At 39.0% G+C, this 15,521-nt stretch carries 16 protein-coding genes; 14 read left to right on the top strand and 2 right to left on the bottom strand.

Annotated features, from left to right (window positions below):
* Positions 1–41 precede the first annotated feature (41 nt).
* The 4 genes from uriH to ycaC all read left to right on the top strand — a co-directional run bounded on the left by uriH (position 42) and on the right by ycaC (position 2,784).
* On the top strand, positions 42–977 hold the full coding sequence (uriH, locus tag PSF09_RS16420; RefSeq protein WP_272684179.1) for a uridine-preferring nucleoside hydrolase UriH: 936 nt from the start codon (positions 42–44) through the stop codon (positions 975–977).
* A gap of 3 nt (positions 978–980) precedes the next feature.
* On the top strand, positions 981–1,454 hold the full coding sequence (locus PSF09_RS16425) for a DUF6882 domain-containing protein (protein ID WP_272684180.1): 474 nt from the start codon (positions 981–983) through the stop codon (positions 1,452–1,454).
* Between the two features lie 357 nt (positions 1,455–1,811).
* Positions 1,812–2,021, top strand: a complete 210-nt coding sequence (locus tag PSF09_RS16430; RefSeq protein ID WP_272666230.1) for a YdgH/BhsA/McbA-like domain containing protein — start codon at positions 1,812–1,814, stop codon at positions 2,019–2,021.
* Positions 2,022–2,157: 136 nt separating this feature from the next.
* The gene (gene ycaC / locus PSF09_RS16435; RefSeq protein ID WP_004260919.1) at positions 2,158–2,784 is read left to right on the top strand and encodes an isochorismate family cysteine hydrolase YcaC; all 627 of its coding nucleotides are present in this window, start codon (positions 2,158–2,160) and stop codon (positions 2,782–2,784) included.
* Between the two features lie 74 nt (positions 2,785–2,858).
* Here ycaC and PSF09_RS16440 read toward each other — a convergent pair whose 3' ends face one another.
* Entirely contained in the window at positions 2,859–4,376 is a 1,518-nt protein-coding gene (locus tag PSF09_RS16440) for a phosphoethanolamine transferase (protein WP_272666229.1), read from the bottom strand.
* Positions 4,377–4,605: 229 nt separating this feature from the next.
* Between PSF09_RS16440 and dusA the strand changes: the two genes are divergently transcribed.
* Positions 4,606–5,643: a tRNA dihydrouridine(20/20a) synthase DusA gene (dusA, locus tag PSF09_RS16445; RefSeq protein ID WP_272684181.1), complete on the top strand. Its 1,038-nt coding sequence runs from the start codon at positions 4,606–4,608 to the stop codon at positions 5,641–5,643.
* A 219-nt stretch (positions 5,644–5,862) separates the two neighbouring features.
* Here dusA and PSF09_RS16450 read toward each other — a convergent pair whose 3' ends face one another.
* A complete protein-coding gene (locus tag PSF09_RS16450) occupies positions 5,863–6,846 on the bottom strand; it encodes a quinone oxidoreductase (protein WP_210835686.1) in 984 nt (327 codons plus the stop codon).
* 213 nt (positions 6,847–7,059) lie between these two features.
* On the opposite strand from PSF09_RS16450, the gene dnaB reads away from it, so the two are divergent.
* From dnaB to PSF09_RS16495, 9 genes are all read left to right on the top strand, one after another.
* Positions 7,060–8,472 carry a replicative DNA helicase gene (gene dnaB, locus PSF09_RS16455; RefSeq protein WP_042848859.1) on the top strand — a complete coding sequence of 471 codons (1,413 nt, stop codon included), beginning with the start codon at positions 7,060–7,062 and terminating at the stop codon, positions 8,470–8,472.
* 294 nt (positions 8,473–8,766) lie between these two features.
* Positions 8,767–9,849, top strand: a complete 1,083-nt coding sequence (alr, locus tag PSF09_RS16460; RefSeq protein WP_272666289.1) for an alanine racemase — start codon at positions 8,767–8,769, stop codon at positions 9,847–9,849.
* A gap of 104 nt (positions 9,850–9,953) precedes the next feature.
* A complete protein-coding gene (locus tag PSF09_RS16465) occupies positions 9,954–11,150 on the top strand; it encodes an amino acid aminotransferase (RefSeq protein ID WP_115166560.1) in 1,197 nt (398 codons plus the stop codon).
* A gap of 426 nt (positions 11,151–11,576) precedes the next feature.
* Positions 11,577–12,137 carry a fimbrial protein gene (locus PSF09_RS16470; RefSeq protein WP_210835830.1) on the top strand — a complete coding sequence of 187 codons (561 nt, stop codon included), beginning with the start codon at positions 11,577–11,579 and terminating at the stop codon, positions 12,135–12,137.
* Positions 12,138–12,230: 93 nt separating this feature from the next.
* A complete protein-coding gene (locus PSF09_RS16475) occupies positions 12,231–12,944 on the top strand; it encodes a fimbrial biogenesis chaperone (RefSeq protein WP_272666227.1) in 714 nt (237 codons plus the stop codon).
* Positions 12,919–13,497 carry a fimbrial protein gene (locus tag PSF09_RS16480; RefSeq protein ID WP_272666226.1) on the top strand — a complete coding sequence of 193 codons (579 nt, stop codon included), beginning with the start codon at positions 12,919–12,921 and terminating at the stop codon, positions 13,495–13,497. The genes PSF09_RS16475 and PSF09_RS16480 overlap by 26 nt, the downstream gene beginning before the upstream one ends.
* Before the next feature lie 8 nt (positions 13,498–13,505).
* Entirely contained in the window at positions 13,506–14,039 is a 534-nt protein-coding gene (locus PSF09_RS16485; RefSeq protein WP_210835824.1) for a fimbrial protein, read from the top strand.
* A gap of 76 nt (positions 14,040–14,115) precedes the next feature.
* Positions 14,116–14,754 (top strand): fimbrial biogenesis chaperone, encoded by a 639-nt coding sequence (locus PSF09_RS16490; RefSeq protein WP_272684190.1) that lies wholly within the window; start codon positions 14,116–14,118, stop codon positions 14,752–14,754.
* 1 nt (position 14,755) lies between these two features.
* Positions 14,756–15,508 carry a fimbrial biogenesis chaperone gene (locus PSF09_RS16495; protein WP_247605251.1) on the top strand — a complete coding sequence of 251 codons (753 nt, stop codon included), beginning with the start codon at positions 14,756–14,758 and terminating at the stop codon, positions 15,506–15,508.
* The last annotated feature ends 13 nt before the right edge of the window (positions 15,509–15,521 follow it).

Genomic DNA, 15,521 nt, shown 5'->3' on the forward strand with positions numbered 1-15,521 from the left:
GGTCAGTGCCATTTCTGACTCCAATTTTAATAAGGTAAGGTATGAGCAAAAAAATAATCCTCGATTGTGATCCCGGCCATGACGACGCTATTGCTTTATTACTGGCTTATGGTAACCCTGACATTGAATTATTGGCGGTAACAACCGTTGCCGGCAATCAAACCCTCGAAAAAGTCACTCATAATGCACTGGCTATCGCTGAAATGGCGAAAATTACGGGTATTCCCTTTGCCGCAGGTTCAGCACGTCCTTTAGTTCGAGAAATTGAAGTTGCGCCTGACATTCATGGGGATTCAGGGCTTGATGGGCCTGTACTACCGACGCCAACATTGCAGCTTGATGAACGACATGCTGTTTCACTGATTATCGAAACTATTATGTCTCACCCCCCTAAAACGGTAACTTTAGTGCCTACTGGTGCATTAACCAATATTGCGCTTGCTGCTCGCCTTGAGCCTCGTATTGTCGAGCGAGTTAAAGAAGTGGTACTGATGGGAGGAGGCTATCATGTTGGGAATTGGAGTGCGGTAGCTGAATTTAACATCAAAATAGACCCAGAAGCGGCTCATATTGTTTTCAATGAAAAATGGCCGTTAACCATGGTGGGCTTAGACCTTACCCATCAAGCGCTGGCAACTTCTGATGTGGTGAATAAAATTGCTGCGATTGGCAGTGATTGTTCACAGTTTGTCGTCGAACTACTGGATTTCTTTGGGAAAATGTACAAGCAAGCCCAAGGCTTCGATGCTCCGCCAGTACATGACCCTTGTGCGGTTGCTTATGTTATTGATCCGACTGTAATGACCACACAAAAAGTCCCTATAAATATTGAGCTTACTGGGACACACACGTTAGGCATGACAGTGGCTGATTTCCGCCATCCAGCGCCTGAAAATTGCCATACTCAAGTTGCTGTTAAATTAGATCATCATAAATTTTGGCAGTTAATTATCAATGCATTAAAAAATATTGGGTAATCAATGGATAATGAAATAGAACAAATGCCTTATGAGGCATTAATTGAACGTAGCATGAACGCGTTACAGGCTAAAAACCAATTTCATTGTGATACATGGAAATTAGATGAAGCAGATTGGTCAGTAAACCAAGATGAAGGAACCATTATTTTTCATGCACCTGATAATCTTATGGCAACAGCGCCGGTGCAAATTGTTGGTACTTATGACCAAAGCCAAGGTAGTTGGATGTGGAGTTGGGCAAACAGTTCTATCGACAGCGCTTTAACACAAGATGCAATCGCGGTGAAAGCTTATGGTGAGCGGAAAGACAATGCATTATTAACCGCTCGCATTAGTCAAATCGAAGAATATGACGCATGGCAATTAACGGCATTAGCCTGTGAACTCAATAGTCAACAAGGGGTATACCGTGGAATTGCGGGGCATACTTTGATCTTTATGACATTTGGTGAGGTTTCTCTTCAGCAAATTTAGGTTGTATTGGTGCCTTATCTCTGGTCGATAAGGCATTTTAACTCCTTTACTCCATAACCTATTCGTTACACTCACTTTTTCAATGAGGAACTTGCTATCAGCAGTAACTCCAGAATTGGCTGAGTAACTTATTGAATTAATAAAGAGTTAACTAATCATCGATGGTTGGATCGATGTATTCCGCCACTTAGCCATCAATAAATCTCTTTCTTATTCCTCTTACATTCATTTCTTTCAGTTTAATTGAATAAGATGAGCGATATTATTAGCTTTAACCTAAATGTGATTATCGATAAGATACCTTCATCGCAGACAACAAGGGTTGTCTCATTGAATAATAAGTGAAGGAATTAGACTATGAACATGTTAAAAACTTTGATGACAGCTTCTGTATTATCTTTCGTTGCATTTGGTGTATCAGCAGCAACAATCACTGCAACAGGTGATACGCTGGCTTCAACAGAAGCAAAAATTGCAGCTAAAGCGAAAGCAGCCGGTGCGGATAGCTATACAATCACCAGTGCTCGTATGGGAAATTTTGTCACAATGAGTGCAGAAACTAAATAACGAATTGTGTGAATTCATCTTATTGAAATATTTTTGATGAAAAGTGGTGTTTTAGAGCAGTAAGTAGATTAAATGCCACTTTTGTTTTATCTAAACCAACATAGAGTACTTTTCTAATCATTGAGGAGTCGCTGATATGAGCTTTAAATATAACCGCCTAGATAAAGATAATGCAGCTGTATTACTTGTCGACCATCAAACGGGTTTGTTATCGCTAGTTCGTGACCAAGATCCAGACAAATTCAAGAATAGCGTGTTAGCACTAGCCGATCTGGCAAAGTATTTTAACTTACCAACTATTTTGACGACATCTTTTGAAGATGGTCCTAATGGCCCATTAGTTCCTGAATTAAAAGAAACATTTCCGGATGCCCCTTTCATTGCCCGCCCAGGGCAAATCAACGCGTGGGATAACGAAGAGTTTGTCAAAGCTGTCAAAGCCACGGGTAAAAAGCAGCTAATTATTGCCGGTGTTGTGACAGAAGTGTGTGTGGCCTTTCCTGCACTATCTGCACTGGAAGAAGGCTATGAAGTTTTTGTTATTACTGATGCCTCAGGTACATTTAACCCAATAACACGTGATGCCGCATGGGATAGAATGTCAAAAGCAGGAGCTCAGCTAATGAGCTGGTTTGGTGCTGCTTGTGAATTACACCGTGACTGGCGTAATGATGTGGAAGGGTTAGGGACGTTGTTTTCAAACCATATCCCTGATTACCGTAACTTAATGACTAGCTATGCACTGCTTTCTGCGAAAAAATAGTGTGTGACTGAGTATTAAAATGACATAATTGGTTTAGTAACCCCCGATATGTATTTGCGCATATCGGGGGGTATTTATTTAATACTATCATCTGATAGCCGGTCATAATCGATGTGTTGTTGGTCGGAGTTAACAACTGTATTTTGGTTACTACAGTCGTCATTCGATAACATTTTACAGGATGTATTTCTATTATCTTGTTTTATTCCTAGCCATTCTGAAAATAAATCAAATAAATAAAGCCCACTTCTTCGTGCTTGTATTATTTCTTTCTTATCAGAATCAGATGAGGTGATAAAAAGTGGGACATCAAAATTTTGATGGCGGCTATAGCCATGAATTAGGTCTTGCTGTTGGTCGATAAAAGAGAGCCCATGGTCTGAAAAATATAACATAGACCAAGTTTTTTGGGTTTTTGATAGTTCAGCGTACACTTGAGAAAGAAGTAAATCGGTATTTTTTATACTCTGAATATAACAAGATAAGTCTTTGCTTTTATAAAATGTATCGTACTGCTCAGAAACTCTTGTGCAAAATGGAGAGTGGCTACCAATTAAGTGAATAACAATTAATTTTTTAGGGGCAGGGTTATTAAGTGATTCAATAAACTTAGGTAAGACTGGACCATCATCCGAGATTACCGTATCAGAAATTTTTGCTTTACCACTAACAAAGTACGTTTTTCCCGCTTTTTTAGCAATAGAAGCGACAGGGCCATCATGTTTACCACTTTGTCCTTGTCGTGATATCCAAAACGTACTAAAGCCTGCTTTGTTTGCCAATGTAATGATGTTGTTAGGCATTGTTGGGTACATAGAAAGGCTTCTTGATAATGATAAATTCGTAGATCCTGCTGCTGCGATGTAGTTATTATAAAAAACGCCATTAACGTTGTTCATAAAAGGTGTGTTATTGATAGGAAACCCATAGTTATTCATGAAATCACGGCGCACACTTTCGCCTATGATGACAACATAAGTGTCATATGGACTATCAGTGGTGAGAGAACCGAAAGTGTTATCCCCTTCTATCGATTTTTTTTCTTTATCTAAGTAGTCTAAATAGTACAAACTTTCAGTAAAAAATCTAATTTCAGGAAGGCCAGATGTTAAAAACAGTTTCGGGCTGTTGCTATAAACCGCTTTGAATGGTTGTATCAGTACCACGATAATAAAAAATGAAAATCCACCTATTCTTATTTTCTTACTAAAATTGAATTTAATTCGGCAAATAAAAATTCCAAAAAAGAATAGTAGGATAGACCAGATATAGTACCTTAAGTTTATATTGCTAATAAACCCTTTAGCTTCTTCGGTATTAGTATAATAAAAGGATGAAAAAATATTATAGTCAGGAGGACCATAAAGTACGCCAACAGGGAAATAAAACGATGCAACTACAGTGTAAAATAAGATAGTAGCCAAATAGAGTTTTCTATACTTATTTAAGAATATAGCGAATCCCGTAATAGCCAGTACATAAAAAGGCTTAAAGTGATACCCCATAGCATAATGGACAAGCGTAAAAAATAGAAATATTAAGACTATATTTAATAAGAAACTGTTTTTAGTGAGAAATTTTGCTACTGGCATATTTTTATTTTGGGGTTTTATACGTTAACTTTATGAAAAATGTGATAAGATACTTTTATCTTGTCACGAAAATTGGTTCTTTAGCTATTAATTTTTTGTCATTGTAAGAACAATGAGAGTGGTATTGCCGCATAACTTCTACTCTATCCTCATTTTTGCCTGTGCTATAATAATCTATCTTAACTTTTTATGCCAAATTAATACATTGATGACATTCAACCAGGTAAAAATGCACGGAAACACGACAAATATAAAAAACAATGAAAACAAGAGTTTTCAAGGTAAGACACACTATACCAACCTAAACCGATTTTCCGTTGCGCCGATGCTCGATTGGACAGATCGCCATTGCCGTTACTTTCATCGCCTATTAAGCAAAAATACCTTGTTGTATACCGAAATGGTCACAACGGGAGCGATTATTTACGGGAAAGGGGATTACCTTGCTTTTAGTGAGGAAGAGCATCCAGTCGCATTACAACTTGGCGGCAGCGATCCTACTGCATTAGCACAGTGTGCGAAACTGGCTCAAGAACGTGGTTATGATGAAATTAACTTAAATGTGGGATGCCCATCAGATCGCGTCCAAAATGGGCGTTTTGGCGCTTGTTTAATGGGTGATGCCCAATTGGTTGCCGATTGTGTGAAAGCTATGCAAGACGTTGTTTCTATTCCTGTTACGGTCAAAACTCGTATTGGTATTGATGAACAAGATAGCTACGAATTTTTATGCGACTTCATTGAAACCGTTTCTCACCAAAGCGGCTGCGAAATGTTTATTATTCATGCGCGTAAAGCATGGTTATCAGGCCTTAGCCCAAAAGAAAATCGTGAAATCCCACCGTTAGACTACCCGCGTGTTTACCAGCTAAAACGTGATTTTCCGCATCTGACGATGGCCATTAATGGCGGTATTAAAACCTTAGAAGAAGCCAAACAGCACCTTCAATATTTAGATGGTGTGATGGTGGGGCGTGAAGCCTATCAAAATCCGTCAATTTTAACCGCAGTCGATAACCAATTATTTGGTGAGCACTTTCCTGTCACCAATGGTGTTGATGCGATTAGGGCGATGTACCCTTATATAGAAAATGAATTAACAAAAGGCGCTTATTTAGGCCATATGACTCGCCATATGTTAGGAATTTTTCAAGGTATCCCCGGTGCACGCCAATGGCGCCGTCATTTAAGTGAAAATGCACATAAAAAAGGCGCTGACTTAGCCGTTGTTGAGCAAGCTCTGGAGTTTGTCACTCGCGGTGAATAGCTTAGTGCGAAGAGAAAAGAAAAAGCGCCTATTGGCGCTTCAGACAGCTGACAAACATATTATGTTTGTCAGCAAGTCTAATAGGTTTTGAGAATAAATTAGGAAAATCAATCTATTGATTTTCGGCTGATAACACAAAGCGGGAAAAACCACGCTTTTATCCCGCTTTGTCAACAACCTCAAGCGCCAATTGGCGCTTTTTGTATGTTGGGCGGCTGATTACGGAATTAATAAACTTGAGCCTTGGGTTTTCCTCGATTCGATGGTGATATGGGCTTTTTGCGCATCTTTTAGGGCAAAAATTTGTGATTGCGGCACATCTACATTCACTTTTCCGCTTAAAATCATATCAAATAAGGCATTACTAGCTTGGTCTAGCTCAGCGCGGTTAGTCACATACACACCAAGTGATGGGCGAGTGACATATAACCCGCCTTTTTGGTTTAAAATCCCTAAATTTACACCGGTGACAGGGCCTGAGGCATTACCAAAGCTAACCATCAAGCCACGGCGTTTGAGCGAGTCTAACGAGGCAAGCCATGTGGATTGCCCTACAGAATCATACGCCACATTTACTTTTTCGCCATTAGTGATTTCTTTCACGCGAGCTGCAATGTCTTCTGTTTGGTAGTTGATGACTTCCCATGCCCCGGCATCTTTGGCTCTTAATGCTTTATCCGCAGAACCCACAGTGCCTATCATCTTAGCACCGAGTGCGTTTGCCCACTGGCAAGCTATCAGCCCAACACCACCTGCTGCGGCATGGAACAGAAAGGCTTCATCACGTTTCAGTTGATAGGTTTGATGGAATAAGTAATAAACCGTCATGCCTTTTAATGAGCTGGCGGCGGCTTGTTCAAAAGTAATACTATCAGGGAGATGGGCAACCGCACTCTCAGGCACGTTATGGATTTCGCTATAAGCGCCTAAAGGGCCTTGCGCATAAACGACACGGTCACCTGGTTTGAAACCTGTAACATGTGCACCTGTTTTCACAACAACACCCGCTGCTTCTGTACCTAGACCACAGGGAAGTTGAGCAACAGGATATAAGCCGCTGCGAACGTAGGTATCGATAAAGTTAATCCCGATAGCCCGGTTTTCAATTTGAATTTCGTTATCTGCTGGATTTGCTGGGGAATAATCTACCAAGTTAAGTACGTCAGCGCCGCCATGTTGCGCGAATTCAATACGTTTTGCCATGACAATCTCCAATAAGGACTATTCGTTTTAATTACAATAACAATCGTTTTATCATAACGCCATGTTTCAATCAGAAGAATTATTGGTTTGTGCTTTGTATTGTTTATTTTGATTGGTATCTTGCAAAGGAAAGACGTAAAGAAAACCACAACTCAAAGCAGATTGGCGTATACTACGGCTCTCTTGGTTAATTATAGACTTGGATATTAATGTATGGCTAAAAAACCCTCATCGAATTTTAAAACTGACGCCCCTCGAGACCATCAAATGGAAGGGTTGAAACTTCCACCTCATTCTCTCGAAGCGGAGCAGTCTGTTTTAGGGGGGTTAATGTTGGATAATGAGCGTTGGGATACAGTCTCAGAGCGTGTTACCCATGCTGACTTTTTTAGCCGCCCCCACCGTACTATTTTTGCACAAATGCAGATCCTGCTTGAGCAGGGTAAGCCCATTGACTTAATCACCTTGTCAGAATCCCTTGAACAACAAGGTGAGCTGGATAGCGTTGGGGGCTTTGCTTACTTAGCCGAGTTATCGAAAAACACTCCAAGTGCGGCGAATATTAATGCTTATGCTGACATCGTCCGCGAACGTGCCATTGTGCGTGATATGATCTCTGTCGCTAATGATATTGCGGATGCTGGGTATGATCCTCAGGGGCGTAGTAGTGAAGATCTTCTCGATTTTGCCGAAACCAAAGTTTTCCAAATTGCAGAATCTCGTGCGAATAAAGACGAAGGGCCGAAAGGCATCGAAGCCATTTTGTCGGAAACCGTTGAGAAAATTGAGCAACTTTACCAACAACCGCACGACGGTGTTACTGGGGTTTCAACAGGTTATCAAGATCTCGATAAAAAAACAGCAGGCTTACAAGGCTCTGATTTAATTATTGTCGCTGCACGTCCGTCGATGGGGAAAACCACCTTTGCGATGAACTTGTGTGAAAATGCAGCAATGACGGAAGAAAAACCGGTACTGATCTTCAGCTTGGAGATGCCCGGCAACCAAATTATGATGCGTATGTTGGCATCATTATCCCGCGTTGACCAAACTCGCATTCGTACTGGGCAGCTCGATGATGAGGATTGGGCTCGAATATCAAGCACGATGGGTATTTTGATGGAAAAGCGCAACATGTACATCGATGACTCTTCGGGCCTGACTCCTACAGAGGTGCGTTCACGTGCGCGTCGTATTTATCGTGAGCATGGTGGTTTAAGTTTGATCATGATTGACTACCTCCAATTGATGCGAGTTCCTGCTCTTTCTGATAACCGAACGTTAGAAATTGCTGAAATTTCACGCTCACTCAAAGCATTAGCAAAAGAGCTTAATGTTCCCGTAGTGGCGTTGTCACAGTTAAACCGTAGTCTTGAGCAGCGTGCAGATAAACGCCCTGTTAACTCGGACTTGCGTGAATCAGGGTCTATCGAGCAGGATGCGGACTTAATCATGTTTATCTACCGTGATGAAGTTTATCACGATAACAGTGAACTCAAAGGCGTTGCGGAAATCATTCTCGGTAAGCAACGTAACGGGCCGATTGGTACGGTGCGGTTGACGTTTAATGGGCAGTGGTCTCGGTTTGATAATTACGCGGGGCCTGCGTATAACGACGAAGACTAAATACTCGTCATATTTTACACTGTCGCGGTGTTGGCTACACTCAACTACGCGAGCCACATACTTATGTATGCTCCCCGTGATATCTTCGCTTGCCGCCTAGCGACACTGCAAACTATTTAGAGTATTGACGTTAGAGTATTAAAGCGAAACTACCTTAAATGATTTTTTTCTTTATAAAGAAACAAGATCGAATGGAAATTGATATTTTTTAGCGTATAACAAATAGAGAACATATTGAGCTGCCAAATGGCAGCTCAATTTTTAGCGGGTTTAGAGAAAAAGAACGAGGAAACAATGAAAGCGGCAACCGCATTGATAAACCGCCGCGCTCTGCGACACAACTTGCAACGGGTGAAAGAAATTGCACCAAATAGCCGAATGATTGCAGTTGTCAAAGCAAACGCTTATGGTCATGGATTAGTAGGGGTTGGTCAGGCAGTAGAAGAGCTGGTGGATGGCTTTGGTGTGGCAAGACTCAATGAGGCGCTACTTTTACGACAGCACGGCGTGATAAAACCGATTGTTTTACTGGAGGGTTTTTTTGAGCAGTCTGACTTGCTGTTGATGGCAGAGCACCAGATTGACACCGTGATCCATTGTATTGAACAGCTTGAAATGCTAGAAGCGACTAAATTACCTTATCCTCTTAAAGTTTGGATGAAACTGGATACAGGCATGCACCGCCTTGGTGTACTGCCGAAAGATGCCGAAGACTTTTATCAACGTTTACAACGCTGCCAACAAGTTCAGCTTCCTATTAATATTGTTAGTCATTTTTGCCAAGCAGATGCACCTCATTTACCGACAACTGAAAAACAAATTACTTGTTTTAAACAGTTTATTGCGGGTAAAGAGGGAGAAAAATCCATTGCCGCCTCCGCCGGAATTTTACTGTGGCCAGAAGCTCACTATGACTGGGTTCGCCCAGGGATCATGATGTATGGTGCATCCCCACAAGAAGGGAAAAGTGCAAAAGACTTCGGTTTACTTCCTGTGATGACATTAAAATCAACATTAATTGCAATTAGGGAACATTCGGCTGGGCAATGTGTGGGTTACGGTGAAACATGGTGCAGTGACAAAAACACACTGCTTGGTGTTGTTGCTATCGGTTATGGGGATGGTTATCCGCGTAACGTACCTTCAGGCACACCTGTGTTAATTAATGGGCGAAAAGTACCTATTGTTGGGCGAATTTCCATGGATATGACCGTGGTGGATTTGGGATTAAATGCCGAAGATAAAGTGGGAGATGACGTTATTTTATGGGGAAATCAACTGCCAGTTGAAGAAATTGCCATACAAACAGGCATTATAAACTATGAGTTACTGACGAAGTTAACCTCTAGAGTTGCAATGGAATATGTAGACGAATAGTCAGCAAAGGGTTATTTTCAGATAACAACGTAAAAAAATGGTGCTAAATATGGCAAATCATCGCTTGGTTTATTTAGCGTAAAACAATGATTAGGAGATGTCCTGTGTTCGAACATGTTGATGCTTATCCGGGCGACCCAATTTTGTCGTTAATGGATGAATTTAATAAAGACACTCGTGAAAATAAAATTAATTTGAGTATCGGTCTTTACTATGATGGTGAAGGAAAAACCCCTGAACTGGCGACAGTCGGTACAGCAAAAGCGGCTTTAAATAAACTGCCAGCAAGCGCATCACTGTATTTGCCTATGGAAGGTTTGAAAGATTACCGTACTGAATTACAAAAATTAGTCTTTGGTGAGGATTGCCCGCTAATTGCACAGGAACGTATCGCTACTGTCCAAACGATTGGTGGTTCTGGTGCGTTAAAAATTGGTGCTGATTTTTTACATCAATATTATCCCGATTCCGAAGTGTGGTGCAGTGACCCAACTTGGGAAAACCATGCCTCTATTTTTTCAGGCGCGGGGACAAAAGTGCATTACTACCCATATTTTGATGAAAAAACCAAAGGTGTTAAATTTGATGAAATGCTAGCAACATTCAAAAAATTGCCAGCAAATAGCATCATCCTAATGCACCCGTGTTGTCATAACCCAACAGGCTCCGACCTGACTCCTGCACAATGGGATGAAGTCACTAAGGTGGCATTAGAACACAAACTGATCCCATTTTTAGACATTGCTTATCAAGGTTTTGCAGAAGGCATTAATGAAGATGCTTATGCTATCCGAGCGATGGTTAAAGCGGGTTTACCCGTGTTTGTTAGTAATTCATTTTCTAAAATCTTTGGTATCTACGGCGAACGCGCAGGTGGCCTGTCGGTGATCTGTGAAAACCAAGATGAACGTGACCGTGTGTTAGGTCAGCTAAAAGCGGGTGTTCGCCGTTTATATTCTAGCCCACCATCTAATGGCGCAAAAATTGTTGCTGCGGTATTAACCAATAGCGCTGAAAAAGCCAAATGGCTAGCGGAAGTGGAAGAGATGCGCTTACGTATTTTAGACATGCGTACGGTACTGGTTAATGAGCTGAAAAAGGCACTACCAAACCAAAATTTCGACCACTTATTAAAGCAACGCGGTATGTTCAGCTACACGGGTTTTTCTAAAGAGCAAGTGGCTCGCCTGAAAGACGAGTTTGCGGTTTACTTGGTTGGAACTGGCCGTGTTTGTATGGCAGGTGTTAATCGCCATAATGTTAAACGTATTGTGGAAGCATTTGCCGCCGTTAGCCAATAATTATTTACTCCCCAAAAGAGTTGTTAAAAAACGTAGGCTTAGCCTGCGTTTTTTTATTTCTTTATATCCCATAGTTAATGATATTAGCCATTCTCAAATAAAAACAATGCGACTACAGATTAATAGTATTTAAGTATATTTTCATGAAATGTGAACAAATATTTCAATGTTAAATTATTAAATAATTGATTTTTATGGCTTATTTTTGTTTTGTTCTTTATTTATTTTTAAAATTATTCACACTTAATCTGAGTTATCTTACACATTTAATGTTTATTTCTAAAAACAATATTCGTATTATTCTCTCATCGAAACAAGATATATAAGCTGCTTTATTAATTAAAACCAGTCTTTATTTTTAATTAATGAATGTAAAAAAGAATTTAAAACTTTTAAAACTTAAACTTTAATATGAGAGACACACACATGACTTTATTAAATAAAATTGCTCCAGCATTTATCATTGCATCAACATTATCTATGCCAGCTGCATTTGCTGAAAATCAAGCAGCAACAATTACATTTGAAGCCTTAGTACGTGCAGCAAGCTGTAATGTGTCATCAACAACAGAAGGTTCAATGGTTAACTGGGGAGTATTTACGACTCAAGAATTAGCAAGCGCAACTAAAGGGAATGCGATTGGCGAAACTAAAAATTTCCATTTAACATTAACTGAGTGCTCAGCAGCAGACGCTGGTGATTCAACTGTCTTTGTTCATGCATCAGGTGCTGCTTCACCATTTAATCCATCATTATTTGCTAACTCTGCGGCGAAATCTCTGGCAGTTGAATTAAAAGCAATCGATGCTGATAATAAAGCACAAGATATTTTACCAAATAAAGAAACCCAGATGACTATTGAAGATACGATTGCTAAAGATGGTTTTGCTAATATTCCGATGCAAGCACGACTCATTATGGTTAATCAAGCAACTGTAGGTGATAGCTTGAAAGTACCTGTAACTTTCACTGTATCCTATAATTAAAAGTACAGGTTAAAAAATATTAATATTATGCTACATTAGCAATAGAAATATTTTCAGAGTCCCTTTGGGGACTTTGAACATTAAGGTAACAATATGAAATTTGAAATGTTTCACACCACCAAAATATTTAGTTTTAGTTCATTGTTATTGTTAGCTTCAACATTTTCTTTTGCTGATGGTGTCAGCTTAGATGCGACTCGTATTGTTTATCCTCAAGGGGATAAAAGTGTATCGATATCTATAAAAAATAGTCATTCACAAGTTTCATATTTAACGCGAACTTTTATTACCTCAACGAATAATGATCGTAATGTACCATTTGAGACAACGCCGCCTGTATTTAAGATAGCGCCCAAGTCTCAACAAGAAGTGAGAATTTTAGAAAAGAGCAATAATTTACCGAGTGATAGAGAATCACTATTCTTTTTTCATGCCACAATGATTGCAGGTCAATCTGAAAAGGTAGATGGTGATGGTTTAAATATTGGTTATGATCATGTTATTAAAGTATTTTATCGACCCAAAAATTTGAAATTAACCTCAGAAGAAGCACAGAAAAAACTGTCATTTCAAAGTCAGGGTAACCAATTGAAAGTGACGAATGACTCTCCTTACTATATTAATCTTGCCCAAATAAATATTAATAAACAAAAAATCAGTATGAGTATGGAAAAAGGAAATACAACAATTGCTCCCTATTCATCATTAACTTACCCAATTTCATCCAATATGCAGAAAGGAACAATTACTTGGCGTGCTATCACTGATTTAGGTGGAACGAATGAGTTTAAAGCGCAGCTTCCTTAAATTCCTAGCTTGCTGTGCTGTTATCTTTTCTCTGAGTACAGCATATCATTCAGCGTATTCGCTTACGGAACAAGATGCGAATGTTGACTTGATTGTTAAAGGTCATGTATCAAAAGGTACGTGCGGTTTTACCTTTAGCCATAAAGTGGTTAATTTCTCTCGAGTGCTGACAGTAAAAGATATTAATAATATAGATAATACAAGACTTGTAGAGCCTTTTTCAGTGGAATACCAGTGCCAAGACTATAATAATGAAATATTGCCTGACTTACAGGTAACAATGGCAGCAGATAGTCAGTCTCAAATTATAGAGGGTAAACTGTCACCAAAGAATAATATGACGAATGCAGCCTTTACTTTCTTGCAATGTGATAGTTTGAAAAAAAATTGCACAACAATTAATTTTACTAACCATGAAAGCATTCTTGATTTTCCAATTCAAAATGGAGATAACGAAAAACATTTTGAAGCTAAAGTGGTTAAATTAGACGATTCAGCGATAAAACCAGGAAAACTCAGTGCGGCTATTGTTTTTACGTTCTTACAGCCATGAGGAGAATAATGAAATTAATATTTAGCTTTATTTTATTTAGTTTGTTGTTTATCTCACCTTTCGCATTATCAAATAATAATGCAGAGTTTACTTTTAATGTGAAAGTTATTGCTCAAATGTGCAAAATATCAGTAACTGGCACGTCGACTAATGAAGTTGATTTTGGTAACTTAACATTCTCCGATATCCAAGCAAATAAAGTTCAGCCCATTCCGATTAAAATTTCTCTATCAGATTGTTTAACCAAAAACTTCACTAACTCTTCGGTGAAAATATCACCAAAAAACTATCTTGACACGATTACTTTCATTGATGATCCAACCAAAGGTTTTGGGATTAGTTTTTCTGAGAATGACAATGTTGCAAGTTCAGCGAACATCAGTGATTTTATGGAAAAAGAATCGAATGTCTGGACTCAAATTGATGCAAATAAGTTGGATAAAACACTCTATACATACGTGAGATGTGCATCGGGAACACCTTGTGATCCGCAAGTCGGGAACTTTCAATCCACGATTACATTTTCTTTTATTGTGGATTAACTGAGGCGATATGAAGCAATTAATTACATTGTTATTTTTGGCATTTTCATTAAGCTTGACTGCTTAGGCCGATGGAATTCGATTAGACCAAACCAGAGTCATTATAAATAGTGACAGTGCTAGCCAAGTTTTTAGTATTTTGAATGATGATAATTCACCATACTTAATTCAAACAGCGGTTACCGATAAGCTGGAAGGAAAAAAGTCACCTTTTTTCATTGTAACGCCGCCATTATTTAGATTAGATGCAAAAAGTAAATTTAGTGCAAAAATATTAGTTAATAATAAGAAAGAGTTACCAACCGATAAAGAATCACTTTTTTATCTTTATACTCGTGCTATTCCTGCCACACAACAGCCAAACGAGCAGGAAAGTAATGCTAAACTTACCTTTGTGACCAATATCATCATTAAGGTCTTATATCGTCCAAATCATTTAGCGGTACCAAACACTAATATATTTGAGCAAGTGACGTTAATCCCAAAAGGGACTGAATGGCAATTTAATAATCCAACACCTTATTATCTCACTGTTGTGAACATAAAAATAAACCAACAAACTTATAAAAAAAACCTGACGTTACCCCCATTTAACCAAACAACTATTGATGGTGTTAATGGTAAAATCACGACAGCAAGCTGGCAAATGATCAATGATTTTGGTGGGTTATCTGATTTTTTTCATTATCCCTTAGCCCCTTCATCGGTAAAATAACATGGGACTACATTTTAATCTGTTAAGGTTACTGAGAGTTTTAGTACTGATTATCGGGGCGCTAACTTATTTTTCAGTTAAAGCGGACTCTGATAACCTAAAATTTTCATTACAACGGCTCACTTATGTGACGGGAGAAAAAAGCGTTTCAGTTAGCTTGCGTAATGTAAGTACCCATGCTTACTTAATTCAAGCGAATATGCAGTGGCTTGATGAAAGAACAGGTATTAATATTCTCAATAAAAGTGAAAGAATTCCTTTTACTGTTACACCTCCCCTGCATAAATTAAATGGTGGTGAGTATTATAGTTGGCGGATTATGTTTACTGGGCAAACGCAAAATTTACCATCAGATAGGGAAAGCGTTTTCCTTGTTCAGCTAAAAGCTATTCCTTCGACAGAACGTCAAATTGAGCAATCACTACAGTTTACGGTTACGCGTTCTTTATTGTTTAAAGTGTATTATCGACCAGTGGAATTAAAAGAAATAACGTTAGAACAGGTGGCGGAAAATCTGTCCTTTCAACGTGAAAAGAATGCATTGGTAGTTAAAAATAACAGCCCTATTTATGCCACTTTTGATAACCTTTCAATAAATGGGCATACATTTAGTGAAGAGGTGCTTTTTTTATCAGTTCCGCCTTTTTCAGAGCAGCGGTTTTATTATGATAACCTACCATCAGGTTCTGTTTCGTGGGCAATTTTAGATGAATACTTATTACCAACAAAACAAAAAGTAAGCTTAATAAAATAATTATTAGAATTTT

The sequence above is a fragment of the Providencia sp. PROV141 genome (genome assembly GCF_028481645.1).
Taxonomy (GTDB): domain Bacteria; phylum Pseudomonadota; class Gammaproteobacteria; order Enterobacterales; family Enterobacteriaceae; genus Providencia; species Providencia rettgeri.